The organism is Pseudomonas sp. PS02303 (genome assembly GCF_029959925.1).
GTDB classification, from domain to species: domain Bacteria; phylum Pseudomonadota; class Gammaproteobacteria; order Pseudomonadales; family Pseudomonadaceae; genus Aquipseudomonas; species Aquipseudomonas mandelii.
In genome coordinates, this window is record NZ_JASCOM010000009.1 from 1 (window position 1) to 17217 (window position 17217).

General features: G+C 59.1%; 22 protein-coding genes. 4 read left to right on the plus strand and 18 right to left on the minus strand.

What is annotated here, in order from left to right:
* Positions 1-162: 162 nt before the first annotated feature.
* Positions 163-861, plus strand: a complete 699-nt coding sequence (gene tsaA, locus QMX98_RS04120; protein WP_077748350.1) for a tRNA (N6-threonylcarbamoyladenosine(37)-N6)-methyltransferase TrmO — start codon at positions 163-165, stop codon at positions 859-861.
* Positions 862-993: 132 nt separating this feature from the next.
* On the opposite strand, the gene fpr is transcribed toward tsaA, so the two are convergent.
* Positions 994-1773 (minus strand): ferredoxin-NADP reductase, encoded by a 780-nt coding sequence (gene fpr, locus QMX98_RS04125; RefSeq protein ID WP_003443014.1) that lies wholly within the window; start codon positions 1771-1773, stop codon positions 994-996.
* A 122-nt stretch (positions 1774-1895) separates the two neighbouring features.
* On the opposite strand from fpr, the gene QMX98_RS04130 reads away from it, so the two are divergent.
* Positions 1896-2822 (plus strand): LysR family transcriptional regulator, encoded by a 927-nt coding sequence (locus QMX98_RS04130; RefSeq protein ID WP_010462700.1) that lies wholly within the window; start codon positions 1896-1898, stop codon positions 2820-2822.
* On the opposite strand, the gene QMX98_RS04135 is transcribed toward QMX98_RS04130, so the two are convergent.
* The 3 genes from QMX98_RS04135 to QMX98_RS04145 all read right to left on the minus strand — a co-directional run bounded on the left by QMX98_RS04135 (position 2819) and on the right by QMX98_RS04145 (position 4874).
* Positions 2819-3181, minus strand: coding sequence for a diacylglycerol kinase (locus tag QMX98_RS04135; protein WP_010462702.1), 363 nt, complete (start codon positions 3179-3181; stop codon positions 2819-2821). The genes QMX98_RS04130 and QMX98_RS04135 overlap by 4 nt on opposite strands.
* Positions 3182-3256: 75 nt before the next feature.
* Positions 3257-3907, minus strand: coding sequence for a response regulator transcription factor ErdR (gene erdR, locus QMX98_RS04140; RefSeq protein ID WP_282410291.1), 651 nt, complete (start codon positions 3905-3907; stop codon positions 3257-3259).
* Between the two features lie 208 nt (positions 3908-4115).
* A complete protein-coding gene (locus QMX98_RS04145) occupies positions 4116-4874 on the minus strand; it encodes a tRNA-uridine aminocarboxypropyltransferase (protein ID WP_282410292.1) in 759 nt (252 codons plus the stop codon).
* Between the two features lie 184 nt (positions 4875-5058).
* Here QMX98_RS04145 and QMX98_RS04150 point away from each other — a divergent pair, with 184 nt between their 5' ends.
* Complete coding sequence (locus QMX98_RS04150) at positions 5059-5484, plus strand: PA3611 family quorum-sensing-regulated virulence factor (protein ID WP_008153984.1); 426 nt, start codon at positions 5059-5061, stop codon at positions 5482-5484.
* On the opposite strand, the gene QMX98_RS04155 is transcribed toward QMX98_RS04150, so the two are convergent.
* The gene (locus tag QMX98_RS04155; RefSeq protein ID WP_010462709.1) at positions 5485-5679 is read right to left on the minus strand and encodes a hypothetical protein; all 195 of its coding nucleotides are present in this window, start codon (positions 5677-5679) and stop codon (positions 5485-5487) included.
* A 478-nt stretch (positions 5680-6157) separates the two neighbouring features.
* Between QMX98_RS04155 and QMX98_RS04160 the strand changes: the two genes are divergently transcribed.
* On the plus strand, positions 6158-7276 hold the full coding sequence (locus tag QMX98_RS04160) for a TIGR00730 family Rossman fold protein (protein WP_282410293.1): 1119 nt from the start codon (positions 6158-6160) through the stop codon (positions 7274-7276).
* Between the two features lie 56 nt (positions 7277-7332).
* Here the strand turns inward: QMX98_RS04160 and recX are convergent, their stop codons facing one another.
* The 13 genes from recX to QMX98_RS04225 form a co-directional block, all read right to left on the minus strand.
* Entirely contained in the window at positions 7333-7800 is a 468-nt protein-coding gene (recX, locus tag QMX98_RS04165; RefSeq protein WP_010462714.1) for a recombination regulator RecX, read from the minus strand.
* 8 nt (positions 7801-7808) lie between these two features.
* Entirely contained in the window at positions 7809-8861 is a 1053-nt protein-coding gene (recA, locus tag QMX98_RS04170) for a recombinase RecA (protein WP_007907270.1), read from the minus strand.
* Positions 8862-8944: 83 nt separating this feature from the next.
* On the minus strand, positions 8945-9445 hold the full coding sequence (locus QMX98_RS04175) for a CinA family protein (protein WP_010462721.1): 501 nt from the start codon (positions 9443-9445) through the stop codon (positions 8945-8947).
* An 80-nt stretch (positions 9446-9525) separates the two neighbouring features.
* Positions 9526-10062 carry a lysis system i-spanin subunit Rz gene (locus QMX98_RS04180; protein WP_282410294.1) on the minus strand — a complete coding sequence of 179 codons (537 nt, stop codon included), beginning with the start codon at positions 10060-10062 and terminating at the stop codon, positions 9526-9528.
* Entirely contained in the window at positions 10044-10607 is a 564-nt protein-coding gene (locus tag QMX98_RS04185) for a glycoside hydrolase family 19 protein (RefSeq protein ID WP_282410295.1), read from the minus strand. Before QMX98_RS04185 ends, QMX98_RS04180 begins: the two co-directional genes overlap by 19 nt.
* A gap of 74 nt (positions 10608-10681) precedes the next feature.
* Entirely contained in the window at positions 10682-11698 is a 1017-nt protein-coding gene (locus tag QMX98_RS04190) for a phage late control D family protein (RefSeq protein WP_154912964.1), read from the minus strand.
* A gap of 9 nt (positions 11699-11707) precedes the next feature.
* Positions 11708-11920, minus strand: coding sequence for a tail protein X (locus tag QMX98_RS04195; protein ID WP_154912965.1), 213 nt, complete (start codon positions 11918-11920; stop codon positions 11708-11710).
* On the minus strand, positions 11913-12296 hold the full coding sequence (locus QMX98_RS04200; protein ID WP_102594290.1) for a phage tail protein: 384 nt from the start codon (positions 12294-12296) through the stop codon (positions 11913-11915). Before QMX98_RS04200 ends, QMX98_RS04195 begins: the two co-directional genes overlap by 8 nt.
* On the minus strand, positions 12296-14446 hold the full coding sequence (locus QMX98_RS04205; protein WP_282410296.1) for a phage tail tape measure protein: 2151 nt from the start codon (positions 14444-14446) through the stop codon (positions 12296-12298). Before QMX98_RS04205 ends, QMX98_RS04200 begins: the two co-directional genes overlap by 1 nt.
* Positions 14447-14574: 128 nt before the next feature.
* Positions 14575-15153 (minus strand): phage tail assembly protein, encoded by a 579-nt coding sequence (locus QMX98_RS04210; RefSeq protein WP_282410297.1) that lies wholly within the window; start codon positions 15151-15153, stop codon positions 14575-14577.
* A 156-nt stretch (positions 15154-15309) separates the two neighbouring features.
* Positions 15310-15816: a phage major tail tube protein gene (locus QMX98_RS04215; RefSeq protein WP_102594287.1), complete on the minus strand. Its 507-nt coding sequence runs from the start codon at positions 15814-15816 to the stop codon at positions 15310-15312.
* Positions 15816-16982 carry a phage tail protein gene (locus QMX98_RS04220; protein ID WP_282410298.1) on the minus strand — a complete coding sequence of 389 codons (1167 nt, stop codon included), beginning with the start codon at positions 16980-16982 and terminating at the stop codon, positions 15816-15818. Before QMX98_RS04220 ends, QMX98_RS04215 begins: the two co-directional genes overlap by 1 nt.
* Position 16983: 1 nt before the next feature.
* A complete protein-coding gene (locus QMX98_RS04225) occupies positions 16984-17169 on the minus strand; it encodes a hypothetical protein (protein ID WP_282410299.1) in 186 nt (61 codons plus the stop codon).
* Positions 17170-17217: the final 48 nt, after the last annotated feature.

The following is a 17217-nucleotide window of genomic DNA, read 5'->3' on the forward strand; positions in this document are numbered from 1 at the left end:
GGCAAGCCTCGCTCCTACAGGTTCTTTGGCGTACACAAACGCCGTGTTCGCTCGATAACCCAGTAGGCGCGAGGCTTGCCCGCGAAGAGGCCCGCTCAGTCACCCCCCGCCTTGAGGCCCGCCGGGTTATCATGCCCGCCCTATCCCGCCTCGACCCAAACCATGACCTACAGCGTTTCCCCCATCGGCTTCGTGCGCTCCTGCTTCAAGGAGAAGTTCGCCATCCCGCGCCAGCCTCAGCTGGCCCCGGCCGCTCGTGGCGTGCTGGAACTGGTGGCGCCGTTCGATCAGGGCGATGCGGTGCAAGGTCTCGAGCAGGTCAGCCACGTCTGGCTGCTGTTCCTGTTTCATCAGGCCCTGGAAGAGAAGCCACGCCTGAAAGTCCGCCCTCCTCGCCTGGGCGGCAACAAATCCATGGGCGTGTTCGCCACCCGTGCGACACATCGGCCCAATGGCATCGGCCAATCCGTGGTGAAACTGGACAAGGTCGAAGCCAACCGGTTGTTTATCTCCGGTATCGACCTCTTGGACGGCACGCCGGTTCTCGACATCAAACCCTACGTGCCTTACGCCGACATCATCGACAGCGCCTCCAACAGCATCGCCAGCGCCGCGCCGCAGTTGATTCCTGTGCGGTGGGCGGAGACAGCGCTGCAACAAGCTCACGAGCACGCTCAGCGCCTCGGCGAGCCGTTGGTTGCCCTGATTGATCAATGCCTGGCACAAGACCCACGTCCGGCGTACCAGACGCCTACACCTGAGCGGGAATATGGAGCGCAGTTCTGGGATCTGGATGTGCGCTGGCATTATCCCGAGGCGGGCGTCATCCGCGTCCTGGAAGTCATTCCCGCAAAAACCTGAACGCCAGAAACCACTGTGGGAGCGAGCCTGCTCGCGATAGCGGTGTGGCAGTCGGCAATAATGCTGACTGATACACCGCTATCGCGAGCAGGCTCGCTCCCACAGGGAAAGCAAAGCCGTCAGGCGTTGTGCTTACTTCTCGACGAACGCACGCTCGATCAGGTAATCACCCGGCTCGCGCATCCGCGGCGAAACTTTCAGGCCGAAGCTGTTCAACACTTCGCTGGTCTCGTCGAGCATGCTCGGGCTGCCGCACAGCATGGCGCGGTCGTCCTGCGGGTTGATCGGTGGCAGGCCGATGTCGCTGAACAGCTTGCCACTGCGCATCAGATCGGTCAGGCGACCTTCGTTCTCGAACGGCTCGCGGGTCACGGTCGGGTAGTAGATCAACTTGTCACGCAACGCCTCGCCGAAGAACTCGTTCTGCGGCAGATGTTCGGTGATGAACTCGCGGTAAGCGACTTCGTTGACGTAACGTACGCCGTGGCACAGGATCACTTTTTCGAAACGCTCGTAGGTTTCCGGGTCCTGGATGACGCTCATGAACGGCGCCAGGCCAGTACCGGTGCTGAGCAGGTACAAATGTTTGCCAGGCTTCAAGTCATCCAGCACCAGGGTGCCGGTAGGCTTCTTGCTGATGATGATCTCGTCGCCTTCCTTCAGATGCTGCAACTGGGAAGTCAGCGGGCCATCAGGCACCTTGATGCTGAAGAACTCGAGATGCTCTTCCCAGTTCGGGCTGGCAATCGAGTAAGCGCGCATGAGCGGCCGGCCGTTGGGCTGTTGCAGGCCGATCATCACGAACTGACCGTTCTCGAAGCGCAGGCCCGGATCGCGGGTGCACTTGAAGCTGAACAGAGTGTCGTTCCAGTGATGAACACTGAGGACACGCTCGTGGTTCATGTTGCTCATGTACGTGGGACTCCTGGAGATTTTGCCTGCGCCGCTGATGTGCGCAATTGCATCGCATTCTAATGGCAGCGACAATATCTGTTAAATGGATTATTAAGATAAGGGTTATCGGTTATATAGATATGCGATTTACTCTCCGTCAACTTCAAGTATTCGTCGCCGTCGCCCAGCAGGAAAGCGTATCCCGTGCTGCCCTGACGCTCAACCTTTCGCAATCGGCGGCGAGCACCTCGATCACCGAGCTAGAGCGTCAGTGCAGCTGCCAGCTGTTCGACCGCGCCGGCAAACGGCTGAGCCTTAACGCCCTCGGCAAACAGCTATTGCCACAAGCTGTGGCGCTGCTCGACCAGGCCAAGGAAATCGAAGACCTGCTCAACGGCAAGTCCGGTTTCGGCTCCCTGGCCGTCGGCGCGACCCTGACCATCGGCAATTACCTGGCCACCCTGCTGATCGGCAGCTTCATGCAGCGCCATCCGGAAAGTCAGGTGAAGCTGCACGTGCAGAACACTGCCAACATCGTGCAGCAAGTCGCGCACTATGAAATTGATCTGGGTCTAATCGAAGGCGATTGCAGTCATCCGGACATCGAGGTGCAGAGCTGGGTCGAGGATGAGTTGGTGGTGTTCTGCGCGCCGCAACATCCGCTGGCCCAGCGTGGCAGCGCGAGCATGGAAGAACTGACCCACGAGGCCTGGATTCTGCGGGAACAAGGCTCTGGCACGCGGCTGACCTTTGACCAGGCCATGCGTCATCATCGCAGCGCGCTGAATATCCGACTGGAGCTGGAACACACCGAAGCGATCAAGCGCGCGGTGGAATCAGGCCTGGGGATTGGCTGTATTTCGCGTCTGGCGCTGCGCGATGCATTCCGCCGCGGCAGTCTGGTGCCGGTGGAGACACCGGATCTGGACTTGGCGCGGCAGTTCTATTTCATCTGGCACAAACAGAAATATCAGACCTCGGCGATGCGCGAATTCCTCGACCTGTGCCGCGCGTTCACCGCCGGGGTTCAGCGCAGCGACGAGATCGTGCTGCCCAGCATCGCTTAAAGCAGAATCACCGCCCACACCAGCCCGATCATGCTCAACGCCACGAATTGAGCGGCGCTGCCCATGTCCTTGGCGTTCTTGGACAGCGGGTGCAACTCAAGGGAAATGCGGTCGATGGCCGCTTCCACTGCCGAATTCAGCAGCTCGACGATCAACGCCAACAGGCAGACCGCGATCAGCAATGCCTGCTCGACACGACTGACGTTCAGAAAGAACGAAAGCGGGATCAGGATGACATTGAGCAACACCAGCTGCCGAAAAGCCGCTTCACCGGTGAAGGCTGCGCGCAGGCCATCCAGCGAGTAACCGGAAGCGTTGAGAATGCGTTTGAGGCCGGTTTGGCCTTTGAAAGGTGACATAGAGTGGGCAACTGACCAAAAAGGAGTGGGAAAGCTAGATCAACCAAAGTCAAAAAAGCGTGAAGATGCCAGCGCTTAGTGGCTTGAAATTGACTCAAGTTGTTGCAGAAGCAACGCCGCCTGGGTGCGAGTGCGCACATTCAGCTTGCGGAATATAGCCGTAACATGCGCCTTGATCGTCGCTTCGGAAACGCTCAACTCATAAGCAATCTGCTTGTTCAACAGCCCTTCACAGACCATGGTCAGCACCCGGAACTGTTGAGGTGTCAGGCTGGCAAGGCCTTCACTGGCTGCCTTGGCTTCAGCGGAAACACTCACGGCTTCGAACGCCTGAGGCGGCCAGAACACATCGCCATCGAGCACCGCTCGCACGGCTTTCTGGATGATGCTCAGGTCACTGGATTTGGGAATGAAGCCGCTGGCGCCGAATTCACGGGACTTCACCATGATCGAGGCCTCTTCCTGAGCCGACACCATCACCACCGGAATCTGCGGGTATTGACCGCGCAGCAGCACCAGCCCGGAAAAACCGTAGGCCCCCGGCATGTTGAGGTCGAGCAGTACCAGGTCCCAGTCAGACTTTTCGTCCAGCCGGGTTTCCAGTTCGGCAATGCTTGCCACTTCCACCAGACGGACATCCGGACCCAGGCCCAGGGTCAATGCTTGATGCAGGGCGCTACGAAAAAGAGGGTGGTCATCGGCAATCAGGATTTCGTATGTGGCCATTTTTCTAATGATCCTGTTTTCAAACAACTCAAGGCACAGCCACGGAGCTGCACCAGCAGGGCACGTTCAACGCCAATTACGTGGCTATCACGCAAAGAATACGGCGTATCAAACTTTGGCCGCGCCCTAATCGGCGCCAAGCATGCCCAGCGAAACCGGGGTGGTCAAGGTGCATGGCCGGTACAGTTCTTTGCAGTATGGGCGACAATCAGCAGGCCACCGGCACCGCGTTCTGCACGAAAGGCATCAGTTCGGTGTGGGCCGGCGTTGCCACGTTCATGTCCAGCTGATGTTTCGCATCAAGGTAATGCTGGCTGAACACGTCGAAATAAGCGTCCAGCGCCGAGGCCGCCTCGGTATCGCCCGCCAGATCAAGGCACAGTGCCGCCACTTCGGCGGTGCACAAGTGCTCGCTGCGGGTCGAGCGGCGCAACCGGTACCGTGACAGCTTCTCGGGCAACAGGCTCAGGATCGGCAACCGATCAAAGTAAGGGCTTTTGCGGAAAATCTTCCGGGCTTCGGTCCAGGTCGCATCGAGCAGAATAAACAATGGCCGCCTGGTGCTATCGGCTTCGACGGTGTTCGTCACTCGCTCAGGCTCGACGTACTCACCCGGAAAGACCAGATACGGTTGCCATTGCGGGTCGGCCAGCAACGCCAGCAACTGCGGATCCGTTTCCGTGCGTGACCAGATAAAGGCATGGTTGTCGCGCACCACATCGGCGATCAGCCAACCGGTGTTGCTCGGCTTGAACACTTCTTTGTTAGTCATGATCAGGCACACGCCGGAGCGGGCCTCAACCTGCGGACGCCAGGCGCACAGGCAGTGACTCTCGATCACGCGGCAGGCACGGCAACGCGGCGCCCTCCAGCCACGGGCCTGGATCGGCTTGATGCCCTCCTCCTCTCGCTCGTCGCGCAAGCGGGCGACGGCGTTTGCAGCAAAGGTTGGGGTTACAGGGCTCATCGCAGGCAGCACCGGAGGGGAAATCGACACGAATAACGCTCGGCAAGTCAGAAAGTGGCGGCAGTTTATCAGAGCGGCCGGCGCAAGCCTGTACCGTCCAGGCCTCGTCCCCTATAATTCGCCGCCACTGAACGCACAGTCATGTGACGGGTCGAACCATCAGTCACTGAACCAGGAGAGTTTCATGCTGCGCCTTATCGTTCCCACCGCTGCCATTTTGCTGGCGTCGTCCTTCAGCGCTCAGGCTGCGTCCTTGAGTGAGCAGAATCTCAACAGAGAACTGCGAAACGTCGCCACACAAAGCAGTGTCGGTACTCCACGGGCGATCAACGAAGACATTCTTGATCAGGGCTACACCGTTGAAGGCAACACGCTGATCAACCACCTGAGTGTACAAAGCAGCCACGCCAACAAGATGCGCGCCGACCCCAAAGCCGTGTATTTCCAGCTGGGCGCCTCTGTGTGCAACAACCCATCGTTCCGTAAACTGATGGCCAAGGGCGCAGTCATGCGCTACGACTTCACTGAAGTGAAGACCAATCGCTCGGTCGGTTCCGCCAGCTATCAGGAATCGGATTGCCCGAAAGCAGCACCGGCCAAGAAGAAGTAATCATCGGGAATTGGCGCGCCGCTGTTCATCCTCGGCGCGCAGTTCTGCCACCAACGCCTGCAAGTATCGCGAACGCCGCTCGGCGCCTTCCAGACGCCGGCAACACTCCTCCTCAAGACTCAAATGATTGGTCTCGGCGGATGACTTCAGTAATCGATACAGATGCGTATCGATTTCCAGAATGACTCTGGCCATAGCTTCCAGCCTCCCTGCACCTCGCCCCTTTTTGAGCGAAAAATCCTTAAACCGCTTGAACCGTGCGCCCTGCCTTTGACGCAAAGTTGTCGTGTCATGCCTGTAACTTAGTAAATCAGAGCGCGAGGCCTGCGGCTTGCGTTCGGACGAACGGTGAATTCACCTTGCAAATCGTCAATAAGCGGTTGCCAGGAAAGACTTTGCGGCGCAATGATCAAGGCAGCGAGAATCTCTGCAAGGGTCTAGATTCAGAGTGTTCACGATCACTTTTCAGGGCAGGAAAGGGGCTGCCCATCGCGTGTCTTGTTGTGCGAACGTTTCTTTCATCCAAGGGAAAAACAGAGCCTGTATGGACGACTCGAACCGAGTCGAGTGGAGCGCCCAGGCATGGGCTTGGGCAGACAGCGACACATGAAGTGTCGCGGCGCTGACGACTGTTTTGTCGGTGCCAAGGGTTCTGTGCAGAAGGAGAAGTTGAATGCCTTACCAACCGAATGACCTCCTGAGCCGTCATTTCGAAGAAAGCGGCCACGACCTCATCAGCAAGGTCGAAGAGCAACTCAACCTGGTTTCACCCAACAGCCCCAACACTCCGATTTACCGCGACATGATCCTGACCGTGCTGCGCATGGCCCAGGAAGACCACAACCGCTGGAACGCCAAGATCACCCTGCAAACCCTGCGCGAACTGGAGCATGCCTTTCGCGTGCTCGAACAGTTCAGGGGGCGACGCAAGGTCACGGTTTTCGGCTCGGCGCGCACACCGATCGAACACCCGCTGTATGGCCTGGCCCGGGAACTCGGCGCGGCGCTGGCACGCTCGGACCTGATGGTCATCACCGGTGCCGGTGGCGGCATCATGGCGGCGGCCCATGAAGGTGCCGGCCTGGAACATAGCCTGGGGTTCAATATCACCCTGCCCTTCGAGCAGCATGCCAACCCCACGGTTCAGGGCACCGCCAACCTGCTGCCCTTCCACTTCTTTTTTACCCGCAAGCTGTTCTTCGTCAAGGAAGCCGATGCGCTGGTCCTGTGTCCAGGTGGTTTCGGCACCCTGGATGAAGCACTCGAGGTGTTGACGTTGATTCAGACCGGCAAAAGCCCATTGGTGCCGGTAGTGCTGCTGGATGCGCCGGGCGGCAAGTTCTGGCAAGGCGCGCTGGACTTCATTCATCATCAACTGGAGGAAAATCGCTACATCCTGCCCACCGACATGAAGCTCGTGAGCCTGGTCTACAGCGCCGAAGAAGCGGTAGAGCAGATCAATCAGTTCTACGGCAACTTCCACTCCAGTCGCTGGCTCAAGCATCAGTTCGTGATCCGCATGAACCACAAGCTCAGCGACCAGGCGCTCGAACACATGCAGGAAGCGTTCGCCGACCTGTGCCTGAGCGATCACTTTCATCAGCACGCCTATAGCGGCGAGGAGCACGATGAAGCGCAGTTCAGTCATCTGGCGCGACTGGCCTTCAACTTCAACGCCAGGGATCATGGCCGCCTGCGGGAATTGGTGGACTATATCAACCTGCCGGAAAACTGGGCCGACTCCAAACCCCAGGCGCAACAGCGCCCGCGAGAGCCGCCCAAGGTGCCGTGAGCCAAAATCGAGGAAAAAAAACACGGCCCGCTATCGAAATAGCGGGCCGTTTTTATTCAATCATCCATTCCCCGACCGCTGAACAAGCGGCCGATCATTTCCATGGAATATCCCCGATAACTCAGGAAACGCCCTTGCTTGGCACGTTCCCGAACGTCTATCGGCAGATGCCCGGCAAATTTGCGCCGCCAGGTATCTTCCAGTTGCTCCTGCCAATTGATACCGCTCTCGCGCAAGGCGAGTTCGATGTCGTTACGTTGCAGGCCGCGCTGACTCAGTTCTTCACGAATACGCAAAGGGCCGTAGCCGGAGCGAGCACGGTAGGAAACGAAGCTTTCGAGGTAACGGGCTTCGGACAGCAGGCCCTCTTCCGTCAAACGGTCGAGTGCTGTGTCAATCATTTCAGGGAGAGCACCGCGCTGACGCAGTTTACGCGTCAGCTCGACTCGACCGTGCTCGCGTCGTGCGAGCAGGTCCATGGCGGTTCGCCGCACTGCGACGAGTGTATCGAGTACGGCGGTCATCGGATCAATCAGATATCAGCGTCAGCCAGGTCATCAGCCGTCTCTTTGACTGGCGATGCTTTGACATCCGGCGCCGGGGTCAGCAACTTGTCACGCAGTTGCTTCTCGAGCTTGGCGGCAATTTCCGGATTGTCTGCCAGGAACTTGGCCGAGTTGGCCTTGCCCTGACCGATCTTGGTGCCTTCATAGGCATACCAGGCGCCGGACTTCTCAACGAAACCGTGCAGCACGCCCAGGTCGATCATCTCGCCGTTGAGGTAGATGCCCTTGCCGTAAAGAATCTGGAACTCGGCCTGACGGAAAGGCGAAGCCACCTTGTTCTTGACGACTTTGACGCGGGTTTCGCTACCGACGACTTCATCACCTTCTTTCACCGCGCCAGTACGACGGATGTCCAGACGAACCGAAGCGTAGAACTTCAACGCGTTACCACCGGTGGTGGTTTCCGGGCTGCCGAACATCACGCCGATTTTCATACGGATCTGGTTGATGAAGATTACCAGGCAGTTGGCGTTCTTGATGTTACCGGTGATTTTACGCAGCGCCTGGGACATCAGACGGGCTTGCAGGCCGACGTGCATGTCACCCATTTCGCCTTCGATTTCAGCCTTCGGAACCAGCGCGGCCACGGAGTCGACGATGATCACGTCAACTGCGTTGGAACGCACCAGCATGTCGGTGATTTCCAGGGCTTGCTCGCCGGTGTCCGGCTGGGAAACCAGCAGGTCGTCGACGTTGACGCCCAGTTTGCCGGCGTACTCAGGGTCGAGGGCGTGTTCGGCGTCGACGAATGCGCAGGTCGCGCCAGCTTTTTGAGCCTGGGCGATCACCGACAGCGTCAGCGTGGTTTTACCGGAGGATTCAGGACCGTAGATTTCAACGATACGACCTTTTGGCAGACCGCCAATGCCGAGCGCGATGTCCAGACCCAGAGAGCCAGTGGAGATAGCCGGGATCGCCTGACGGTCCTGATCGCCCATACGCATTACGGCACCCTTGCCGAATTGACGTTCGATCTGACCCAGGGCCGCAGCCAAGGCTTTCTTCTTGTTGTCGTCCATTAAAGTCCTCACGTAATCAATAAGGCCTGACGGCCAACACCTGTATAAGTAGCCAGTATTATTCCACAGCGTTTCAGGATCGCCTACCCCTGATTTGAGATTTCTCCAGCGGCATGACGCAGCAGCCCCTCTAGCGCGGCCTTAACCGTTTGTCGGCGGACCTCATCGCGGTTACCGGCGAAGTGCTGCACCTCGCTGAACACCTGCTCACCGACGCCCCAGGCCAGCCAGACCGTGCCGACCGGTTTGTTCGGCGAACCGCCATCGGGGCCGGCCACACCGCTGACCGCCACGGCAAAATGCGCCTGACTTTTTTCCTGAGCACCGCGAACCATCGCCTCGACCACCTCGCGACTGACGGCGCCGACCGTTTCGAATAATTCGGGAGGCACGTTCAACTGCTCGGTTTTCTGTCGGTTGGAGTACGTCACATAACCGGCCTCGAACCACGCCGAACTCCCCGGAATGCGAGTGATCGCCTCTGAGATGCCGCCGCCGGTACACGACTCGGCTGCGGCGACGTGGGCATTCAGAACCTGCAAGCGCCTGCCAAGTTCAGCGGCCAGTTGAGTGATTTCTTTCACGGTCATCTCCTGAGCGAGCGGAATGAGCACTACCGTACACGAGCGGATTGCGCTTGCAAGGCACAGGATCGGTCAAAATGTTATCGAGCGATGGCTCTGACATAGGCCTGGCAAGCCTGCAAGGCAATCAGTCCGCTGTCGCCGGCATCGGTGATGGCGATAATTCGTTGAGCATGCGCCGGGTCAAGTCGGGCTCGCGCCGCTCCATGATCCACGCCGCCGGCACCGGAGGTGGCAGACATTGAACAGCCTGAGGCAGCGTCATTGGCATCGAGGAGGACTGACAAGCGCACATCAGCAGTGGCAAGACGATCGCGCAGGCGACCTTGATCACGTCGGGCATCGCTAAGCGCTCGGTAATGGGTTTGTTCACTGGCCGACAGACGCTGCTCCAGCGCCAGACGCTTGTCCTGCTCGGCCTGTTGCTGCGTGGCGGCGGCCAGCGTCAGCTGATTCAGTGCCTCGGCATGCAGCCTGGCCAGCTCCGCGAGTTGCCGGCCATAGCGCCAATCCTGAAAGTGCCAGGCCAGCGCCGCCGATCCGCCGGCCAGCACTGCCAGTAACACAACAAGGCCGATTGCCCGGTAAGAAATCGGGATCAGACCGAAGGCTGACATAGCACCGCCCTCGCCCGCGCCCACAGCTGCAGACGATCTTGCAGACCGTTAAGCCCACCGTTGATGCGGCGGGTGATGCTGTTGAACTGATCGCGGTCGGCCAGTTCGTTCAGGCCGTTCTGTTGCCAGAACCAGGCTGCTGACTCGGCGGCCCATTGCGGCTTTTCCAGCAGTTCAGGCAAAAACAACAAACGATCATCGCCGAACAGTCCGAGACTGCATTGGCGGTAATTGTCGCGACCGGTGATCTGGATCAGGCCTCGGCCACGGTATTTTTGGCCGTCGCCGTCGAGCGCAGGCGTATTTCCCAAACGTGCGGCCAACGTGCCGGTGTCGTACTTGCTGAGGTATTGATTACTGCCCAACTCTCGTACGTATTGCAATTGTCCCGACTCGTGCCCGACTTGTGCCAGAAACGCGGCGATACGTTTGGGTGTATTGATGTTGAATCGCCCCATGGCGATGTTGAGACTGGAAATAAAAACGCCCGCTTGCTGGCGGGCGTTGGGCAGGATGCTTTGCAACATGTGTTGAGTAACCGACATGATCCCCCCAGAGAGAGAATGGAAAACAGCGTTGATGTGATTGGGTTGGCGCATTCACGAATCGAGCAAGGTCGTCAGGCCTTGGCGTCCAGGCAGGTTGCCTCGATCGAGCAGCGATAACTTTTCTCCCGACTGCCGCTGGCGGTCACCTTGTCGATCGACCAGCGACCGCGCATGAAATCCGGCCAGGTGGGATCCAGCAGTACGACGCCTTCGGCGGACAATCCGGGATTGCCCGGGCACTCGATCGTCACCTTGAGGGCTTCACGCAGCATCCGGCGGACCTCGCCCTCTCCGGCAGCCCGGGCATCGCCTGCACTCTGGTAGCGCTGGCGCATCGTCTTGAACGGCGCGATGCCGCTCTCTACCTCCTGCACTTTGCCGGCGGCCGCGTCCCACCAACCGGTTTTGCAACCCTGATATTTCGCCCGGGCAGTTTCCACCAACACTGCAGAGATAAAGGCGTTATCGCCCGGGTGATTGTTGGTCGTCACCGACAGCTTTATGTTCGGTAGAACTTTGCCCGACAAAGATTTCACCTGACCGCGCCGCGCCAACACATACAGTTCGTTGATCGGCTTGGCGACGGCGTCATGAAGGTGAGCCAGCCGGGTCAGAAAACCCATGTCCGTTTCGTTGGACTGATCAATGTGTTCGATTCGGATCAGCGCCAGCTCGGGTGCGACGCGAGGCGAAAACCCGTGCCTGGACGTCAATTGGCGAAACAGCGCACCCAACGTCGTCGGACCATGGCTGACCGATCGACGCTGCTTGAAACCGGTCAGGTCCGCCGCACTGAACGGCGCCGCCGTGGCCACCAGCGTCAGACGCAACGGGAACAGCGTCGGTGTACGTCGTGTAACGACGAACTCGCCTTTGTCCACCAGTCCCGACTCCCGATAACCGACCCGCAGGCCGATCTTCCCGCCCAGGTCCGGCAAGCCTTCAATCCCGTCCAGACTGAGGATCAGCGTCAAACTATCGGACTCGATTCCCGCCGCATCGACGTGCTGCCAGGAGAGCAATCGTTCGTTAAGCAGCGCAGCGTTGGCGCCATAAATTTCCACCGCGGGGGTGAATCCCAGTGACATGTTGCCTCCTTAATCCCAGGCCGAAACCGGCGTGGGTGCAACGGGTTTTACATCCAGTTCCGGCAGGACCACCCACACCCCCGCCGGCAACACTGCAGCGTATTCGGCCAGCCCCGGATTGAGCCGCCAGAGCGCTTCCTCGACGGCGTCGTCACAACGCCCGAGCTCGCGGTAGAGCAACAGATTCACCGAATCACCGGCAATACTTCGAACCCTATGCATTGGCGACCTCCATCAGCTCGATCGTCCAGTCGACCACCATCGCGGTACCGTCATCGATGATGTTGTTTTGGGTTTCGGACACATCGTTGATCCGCCACAAGCCCCAGTTACGACCAATGCCGTCAACCAATGGCAAAGGGATGCGCAGCGCCTGCAAGGCACGCAGTTCATCGAGCCGATTCATGGCGGTCGCGTACATTGATTTGCCCGAAATCGTCAGGGTTTGCAGGCCTTGGCCGATCTGGCTGGACTTGGGTTTGCTGGTGAGAATGTCGATGTTCGTCCAGCCACCGCTCGACTTGTGCACCAGGGCGCTGTAGGCGAAGTTTCTGGACAGGCCAAAAATGAAACTGCCCAGGACCATTTGCTGGCGCATTACGTACCTCCGTCGGTCAGGGCCGCGTCACTTCGCACAGAGAGCGGATTGATCATCATCGGCATAAACTCGCCGTTGAACTGCATACGCAGATTCGCCATGATTTTCTGAGTCAGTCGATCAGAGTCCGTCGGATCGGCACCGGTGATCTGGATGACGGGCGAGTAGTTGAACTGCCGGTTGTCCATGGGGTTGCTGGTCAGGTCCTTGCTGACCTGGTCCGGAGACCGAAGCCGGTCAACCTCGGTGTAGAGGGACTCACCAAGCATTTCCCCGCCCTCACTGCCGACGTAGGACCCGATCAGGCCGCCCACCAACGCTCCAATTGCAGTGCCCACAACCGGGACCGGGATGAAACTGCCGATCACCGCGCCGGCAGCAGCGCCCGCATAACCGCCGGCCAAACCGCCGACACCCGATCCGAGAGCACCGGACGCGGCTTTGTAATCACCCGCCAGCAGCGCTTTAATGCCGTCGTAACTCGTACTGGCGACCGCCATGGGAGCGCCCAGCCGACCGGTGAAGGTCTTGGCTCTGGCCATGGAAGTGACCAGTCGACTGCGCATCGCAGGACGTGGGGCTTTGATGTCAGCAGCACCCTGTGGTTTCTGTTTACCGTTGTTGTCTGGCGTACCGTCGCCTGTCTTTCTCTGGTCTTGACCAACGACCTCATCACTTCTCGGCGGCTTGATCGCAGCGTCCGGTTTAAGCAGTTCTGTTTTTGCGGAAGAAACAATTGACGTGAGCTTGTTCATGATCGCCCCGCGAAACGGGGTCGCAAGCGCTGCACCCAGCAAGGACAATCCGGCGATGACTTTCGGGAATGTCTCAACCACCGAACTGAGGCCGCTGACCACTAGATCGGCGCTGACCATCGCGAGATCCGTAATAGGCGCCACTGCGTTACCGAGCCCCGTATTGAGACGGGTCCAGCTTGCGTCCAGCGCACTCCAGCGTGCTTGCGAGGTATTGCCACGGGCGTCGGCAGTCTCTGCCATTGAGCCTTTGCTCTTATCGGACGCCACCGTAAACGCGGTGTTCAGGTCCTGGGGGCTCTTCAGCAACTCGCGGATGCCGACATCGCCCTCAAACAGCGTCTTGATCAATGCACTCTGTTGCTCGGCTGGCTTGCTACTCAGCACCGCCAGCACTTCCTTGATCGCTCCCGATGCGTCCGTGCGCATCCTGCTGGTCAGTGCCCCCGGCTCGATATCGAGCTCGGCCCAGGCAGCCCGTTGCTCAGGTGTAGCCGTGTCGCCCTTGCCGAACGCCGTGCCCAGCGTCTTCAGCGATGCCCCGGCGCCGTCCTTGCTCACCGAAGCGCTCAGCAGGGCCGCTGCGATTGCAGCCACATGCTCGGGCTTCATGCCCGCCGCCAGACTCGTCTCGCCGCCGTTTTTCACCACCGAACCGATGTCTGCTGCCGTGGCCTTCAAATCGACCCTGGCACCAAGGCGGTTGGCCGCGTCGCCCAGGTCGAGGCTTTTTGCCCGATCAAGTTTCAACGAGCTATGCCAACCGGCCATCAACTCGCCGGCCTCCTTGGCGTCAATCTTGTACGCAGATGCCATGATGCCGATGTCGCGAGCGAAATCCGTCAGCACTTGCGGAACGTCATCCGAGTTGACGTTTTTGACCAGCCCCTCATTGACCGCTGCCAGTTGCACCTGCACCAACTGCACACCCGTCGTACCACTGGCGGAGGTACGTTTTTCAGTGGCTATTCTCGAGGCTTCATTCGCCACCACCTGAAGAGCTTCCGGGTCCAGCTGCAACTTTTGATTGAGATCGACCAAGGCCGTCTGCATTGCCATCGCCGGCTTCAACTCCTCCGGTGGTGCACGCTGGTCAACCTCGGCCTTGAGCTTTGACTTTGCCTCACCGGCTGGCGCAGGTGCCGACGCATTTGTCTTGAGCAGCGACTGCTGCGAAGCCAGGGTGCCGTTCAACGACACCAGGGTTTCGCGCAGCTTTTCCTGCGCCTCCACCAACAGACGGATGTCGTTGCTGGCTGTTGTGAGTGCCAGATTCAGCCCCGACAAAGGATTCGTGATACCGGCAAGTCCCGGTGTTTCTGATGCACTGCCGAGTGGCGGCAGCTCAATGCTCTTGATCTCCGCACCGGGCGGCGAATATTTACTCTCTGCCATCCCGCTCTACTCCTGTTTCACGCCAAGACGACTAATCGCGATCTCGTATCGGCGCAATGCCTTGCCGGCGTCCCATTCCAGAATGTCCGCCTCACTTACCGAGTAAATGAGCGGTACCACATCGAGGATTACTTCGATGTCGCGCTCCGAAAGAAGTCCGCCGGTTTGTTTAAAAAATCGTCGATGCGTACCTGAAGCTGTGTCCAGTCGGGCACGGTCAACAGATCCAGATCGGGAAGCATCAGCCCGGTGCAATGGGAGGTGATGAACTCGGCGCGTTCCTTGGCAGTTTTCAGTTTTTTCATCGCCTTGGTGGCGCGCAGCACCGGCATTTCCAGGGTGAGCGAGGTCAGGCTGCGGCCCGCTGCATTGAGCGGTTGTAGCAGTTGCACTTGATCGGGATCGTCCGATGCAGCACCAGTGTCCTGCTGTAGAAAAAACGACGCCGGACGGGTCGACATCTCATGCACGTACTGCGCGATGCTCACGTAGTCCGGGCGTTTGAGCTGGTCGAGTTCCTTGACCGACAGGCCCGTGGCCAGTTTCGCCAGTTCGAAGAACTGATCGTCTTCATCATCGCCGGCACGGGCCAGGGCTTCTTTCTGTGCGGAGTAAAACAACGGTTTGAGCTGAATCTGCTCGAGTGTCGATTGGTCGTCGGCGGTGATCGGCGACAACAGGACGTGAACGGGAGGCGTCCAGGACATGAAATGAATTCCTTGGGTGTGCAACCTGTGGAAGCCGGCCTGTAGCGATGGCGGCGGCAAACCCGACATCAATGTGTCAGGCACGCCGCTTTCGCGAGCAGGCTCGCTCCCACAGGGACTGCGTTTAACCGAGTTGCATGGGGGTAGTGCGAGGGGTTACGGAATCAAAACAGCGCGGCGGGCATCACCGAGAATGTCCACGCCATTGAGCACGAACTTTTGCGTGCGCACGTCGATGTCGATCACCGGAATGCCATTTTCGAGGCGGTTGTAGGTGCGGCAGGAAAGTTCGAGCGTGGTGGTGGGTTTATCGTTCATCTTGAGTGTGGCTTCAGTCAAAGACTTAAGCTGACCGCCAACGGTGTGGTACGTGAACCAGGTATTGCCGTCCTGATCCTGACCCGCCTCGCGCACGTTGAGCAGAATGTCTTCTCCCAGCCTCACGCCCAAGGAGAGCATGATTTCCGACCCCATACCCTGCAGAACCAGTTTGGCTGATAGCGCGGTGGCACTTTTTGCCATTGACTCGGTGATGAAGCGCCCGCCCGTCATCGTTTCCATTACGAAATCGATCTTCGGCGGTTCGAAACTCTCCACGGTCGCCGACAATGGCAAGCCTTGCAGAGTGGCCGCGATGGCCTGTCTTACGCGGTTGGTAAACATTAGAGAACATCCTCCAGGAACTGCTCGATGATTTCATCGCGGGCGTTGAGTTGATAAACCATGTGTTCGTTCGGCGCGTAGCGGCCGTAGTCGATGACGATGAACCAGGTGCCGTTCTTGTACTTCTCGACGCTGTTCAATTCCGGGTGCAGGTACACGCTGCCGCCGGGGATGGTTTCGTCGGCGACCAGGGTTTGCAGCCAGTCGTTGATGCGCTTGACCTCCTGATCCATGAACGACTTGGTCAGGTTCTTGGCCATCGCTTTCTGACCGGCCTTGACCAGCTTGCGGCTGATCGCATCTTCGAGGCCGACGTAGCTGATGAACTTGCCGGTGATGGAGCGGTTACCCAGCAGCGAGAAGCCGCCGAGGATGGTCCGGGCGTAGTAGCTGATGCCGTAGCGGTTCAGCAGATCGCCTTCGGTGGAGGTGTCGAGGATGTTGTATTCCACAACCCGCGAAACGTCTTCGGCGTAGGTCACCTGGTTGCCCGGGCTCTCCCATTGCTTGACCTTGGCCAAGGCGGCGATGGCAAGACTCGATGGCGACAGGAACACGTTCTTCTTCGCCGCTTTGGAGTAAACGGCCGGCATGTTGTGCACGACCAGGCAACGGTCGAAACCGAGGTCCGCGCCGCCCAGTTCCTGGCTGTAGGTCACTTGATCGGCCACCGCGGCGTCCTTGCCGTCGAGTACAACCCGCGCCTTGATGCGCTTGCCGAACGAGGCGAACTCGCTGGCCACGGCTTTGGTGCCGGTGAAGCCTGGCGCACCGATGATGGACAGGTCTTCGGGCACACCGCTCAACGCGGCCAGGCCCAGTTTGCGACCGGTCAGGGGCTCAACGCCGCCGATCACGTTATTCACCGTGTCCGCCGGGGTTGCGCCCTCTTCGACGATGACCACGTAGACCGGCACCTTGACCACTTTCAGGATCTGGAACACCGCGTGGAACAACGTGCCCGATTCAGTGCCGGTCGGATCGAGCAGCGCCTGGGTGGTGAAGCTGTTGATGCGAAACGGCGCATTGCGCGGAATCAGCGGATCGGCCTTCGGCGCAGTGCCGATCAGACCGATGACGTTGTCACCGAGGCCTCCCATGGCCTCGGGGGATTCGGTGGCATTGACGGTAATGCCGTTGTGCTCGAAGTTCAGAACCTCAGCCATGTTATTCAGCCTTCTTGGCAGCGGCCTTCACGGCCTTGGTGGATGTGGATTTCAGCTCCAGGCGACCGGCGCTGAGCAGTGCGTTGGCTTCGACTTCGAGCAGGTCGAGCTCTTGACCGACGATGGACCAGTGACCGCGCCCGACTGGGAATGGGACGAGGACTGTGTAGGTTTGGCGGATAGACATTTTCGAATTTCTCCAGACGCAAAAAGCACAAAAGCCCCGTCATGGGGT

Bases quoted from the DNA above. Each gene is read 5' to 3' on its own strand.
- tsaA (WP_077748350.1), top strand. From the start codon at position 163: ATGACCTACAGCGTTTCCCCCATCGGCTTCGTGCGCTCCTGCTTCAAG.
- fpr (WP_003443014.1), bottom strand. From the start codon at position 1,773: ATGAGCAACATGAACCACGAGCGTGTCCTCAGTGTTCATCACTGGAAC.
- QMX98_RS04130 (WP_010462700.1), top strand. From the start codon at position 1,896: ATGCGATTTACTCTCCGTCAACTTCAAGTATTCGTCGCCGTCGCCCAG.
- QMX98_RS04135 (WP_010462702.1), bottom strand. From the start codon at position 3,181: ATGTCACCTTTCAAAGGCCAAACCGGCCTCAAACGCATTCTCAACGCT.
- erdR (WP_282410291.1), bottom strand. From the start codon at position 3,907: ATGGCCACATACGAAATCCTGATTGCCGATGACCACCCTCTTTTTCGT.
- QMX98_RS04145 (WP_282410292.1), bottom strand. From the start codon at position 4,874: ATGAGCCCTGTAACCCCAACCTTTGCTGCAAACGCCGTCGCCCGCTTG.
- QMX98_RS04150 (WP_008153984.1), top strand. From the start codon at position 5,059: ATGCTGCGCCTTATCGTTCCCACCGCTGCCATTTTGCTGGCGTCGTCC.
- QMX98_RS04155 (WP_010462709.1), bottom strand. From the start codon at position 5,679: ATGGCCAGAGTCATTCTGGAAATCGATACGCATCTGTATCGATTACTG.
- QMX98_RS04160 (WP_282410293.1), top strand. From the start codon at position 6,158: ATGCCTTACCAACCGAATGACCTCCTGAGCCGTCATTTCGAAGAAAGC.
- recX (WP_010462714.1), bottom strand. From the start codon at position 7,800: ATGACCGCCGTACTCGATACACTCGTCGCAGTGCGGCGAACCGCCATG.
- recA (WP_007907270.1), bottom strand. From the start codon at position 8,861: ATGGACGACAACAAGAAGAAAGCCTTGGCTGCGGCCCTGGGTCAGATC.
- QMX98_RS04180 (WP_282410294.1), bottom strand. From the start codon at position 10,062: ATGTCAGCCTTCGGTCTGATCCCGATTTCTTACCGGGCAATCGGCCTT.
- QMX98_RS04185 (WP_282410295.1), bottom strand. From the start codon at position 10,607: ATGTCGGTTACTCAACACATGTTGCAAAGCATCCTGCCCAACGCCCGC.
- QMX98_RS04190 (WP_154912964.1), bottom strand. From the start codon at position 11,698: ATGTCACTGGGATTCACCCCCGCGGTGGAAATTTATGGCGCCAACGCT.
- QMX98_RS04195 (WP_154912965.1), bottom strand. From the start codon at position 11,920: ATGCATAGGGTTCGAAGTATTGCCGGTGATTCGGTGAATCTGTTGCTC.
- QMX98_RS04200 (WP_102594290.1), bottom strand. From the start codon at position 12,296: ATGCGCCAGCAAATGGTCCTGGGCAGTTTCATTTTTGGCCTGTCCAGA.
- QMX98_RS04205 (WP_282410296.1), bottom strand. From the start codon at position 14,446: ATGGCAGAGAGTAAATATTCGCCGCCCGGTGCGGAGATCAAGAGCATT.
- QMX98_RS04210 (WP_282410297.1), bottom strand. From the start codon at position 15,153: ATGTCCTGGACGCCTCCCGTTCACGTCCTGTTGTCGCCGATCACCGCC.
- QMX98_RS04215 (WP_102594287.1), bottom strand. From the start codon at position 15,816: ATGTTTACCAACCGCGTAAGACAGGCCATCGCGGCCACTCTGCAAGGC.
- QMX98_RS04220 (WP_282410298.1), bottom strand. From the start codon at position 16,982: ATGGCTGAGGTTCTGAACTTCGAGCACAACGGCATTACCGTCAATGCC.
- QMX98_RS04225 (WP_282410299.1), bottom strand. From the start codon at position 17,169: ATGTCTATCCGCCAAACCTACACAGTCCTCGTCCCATTCCCAGTCGGG.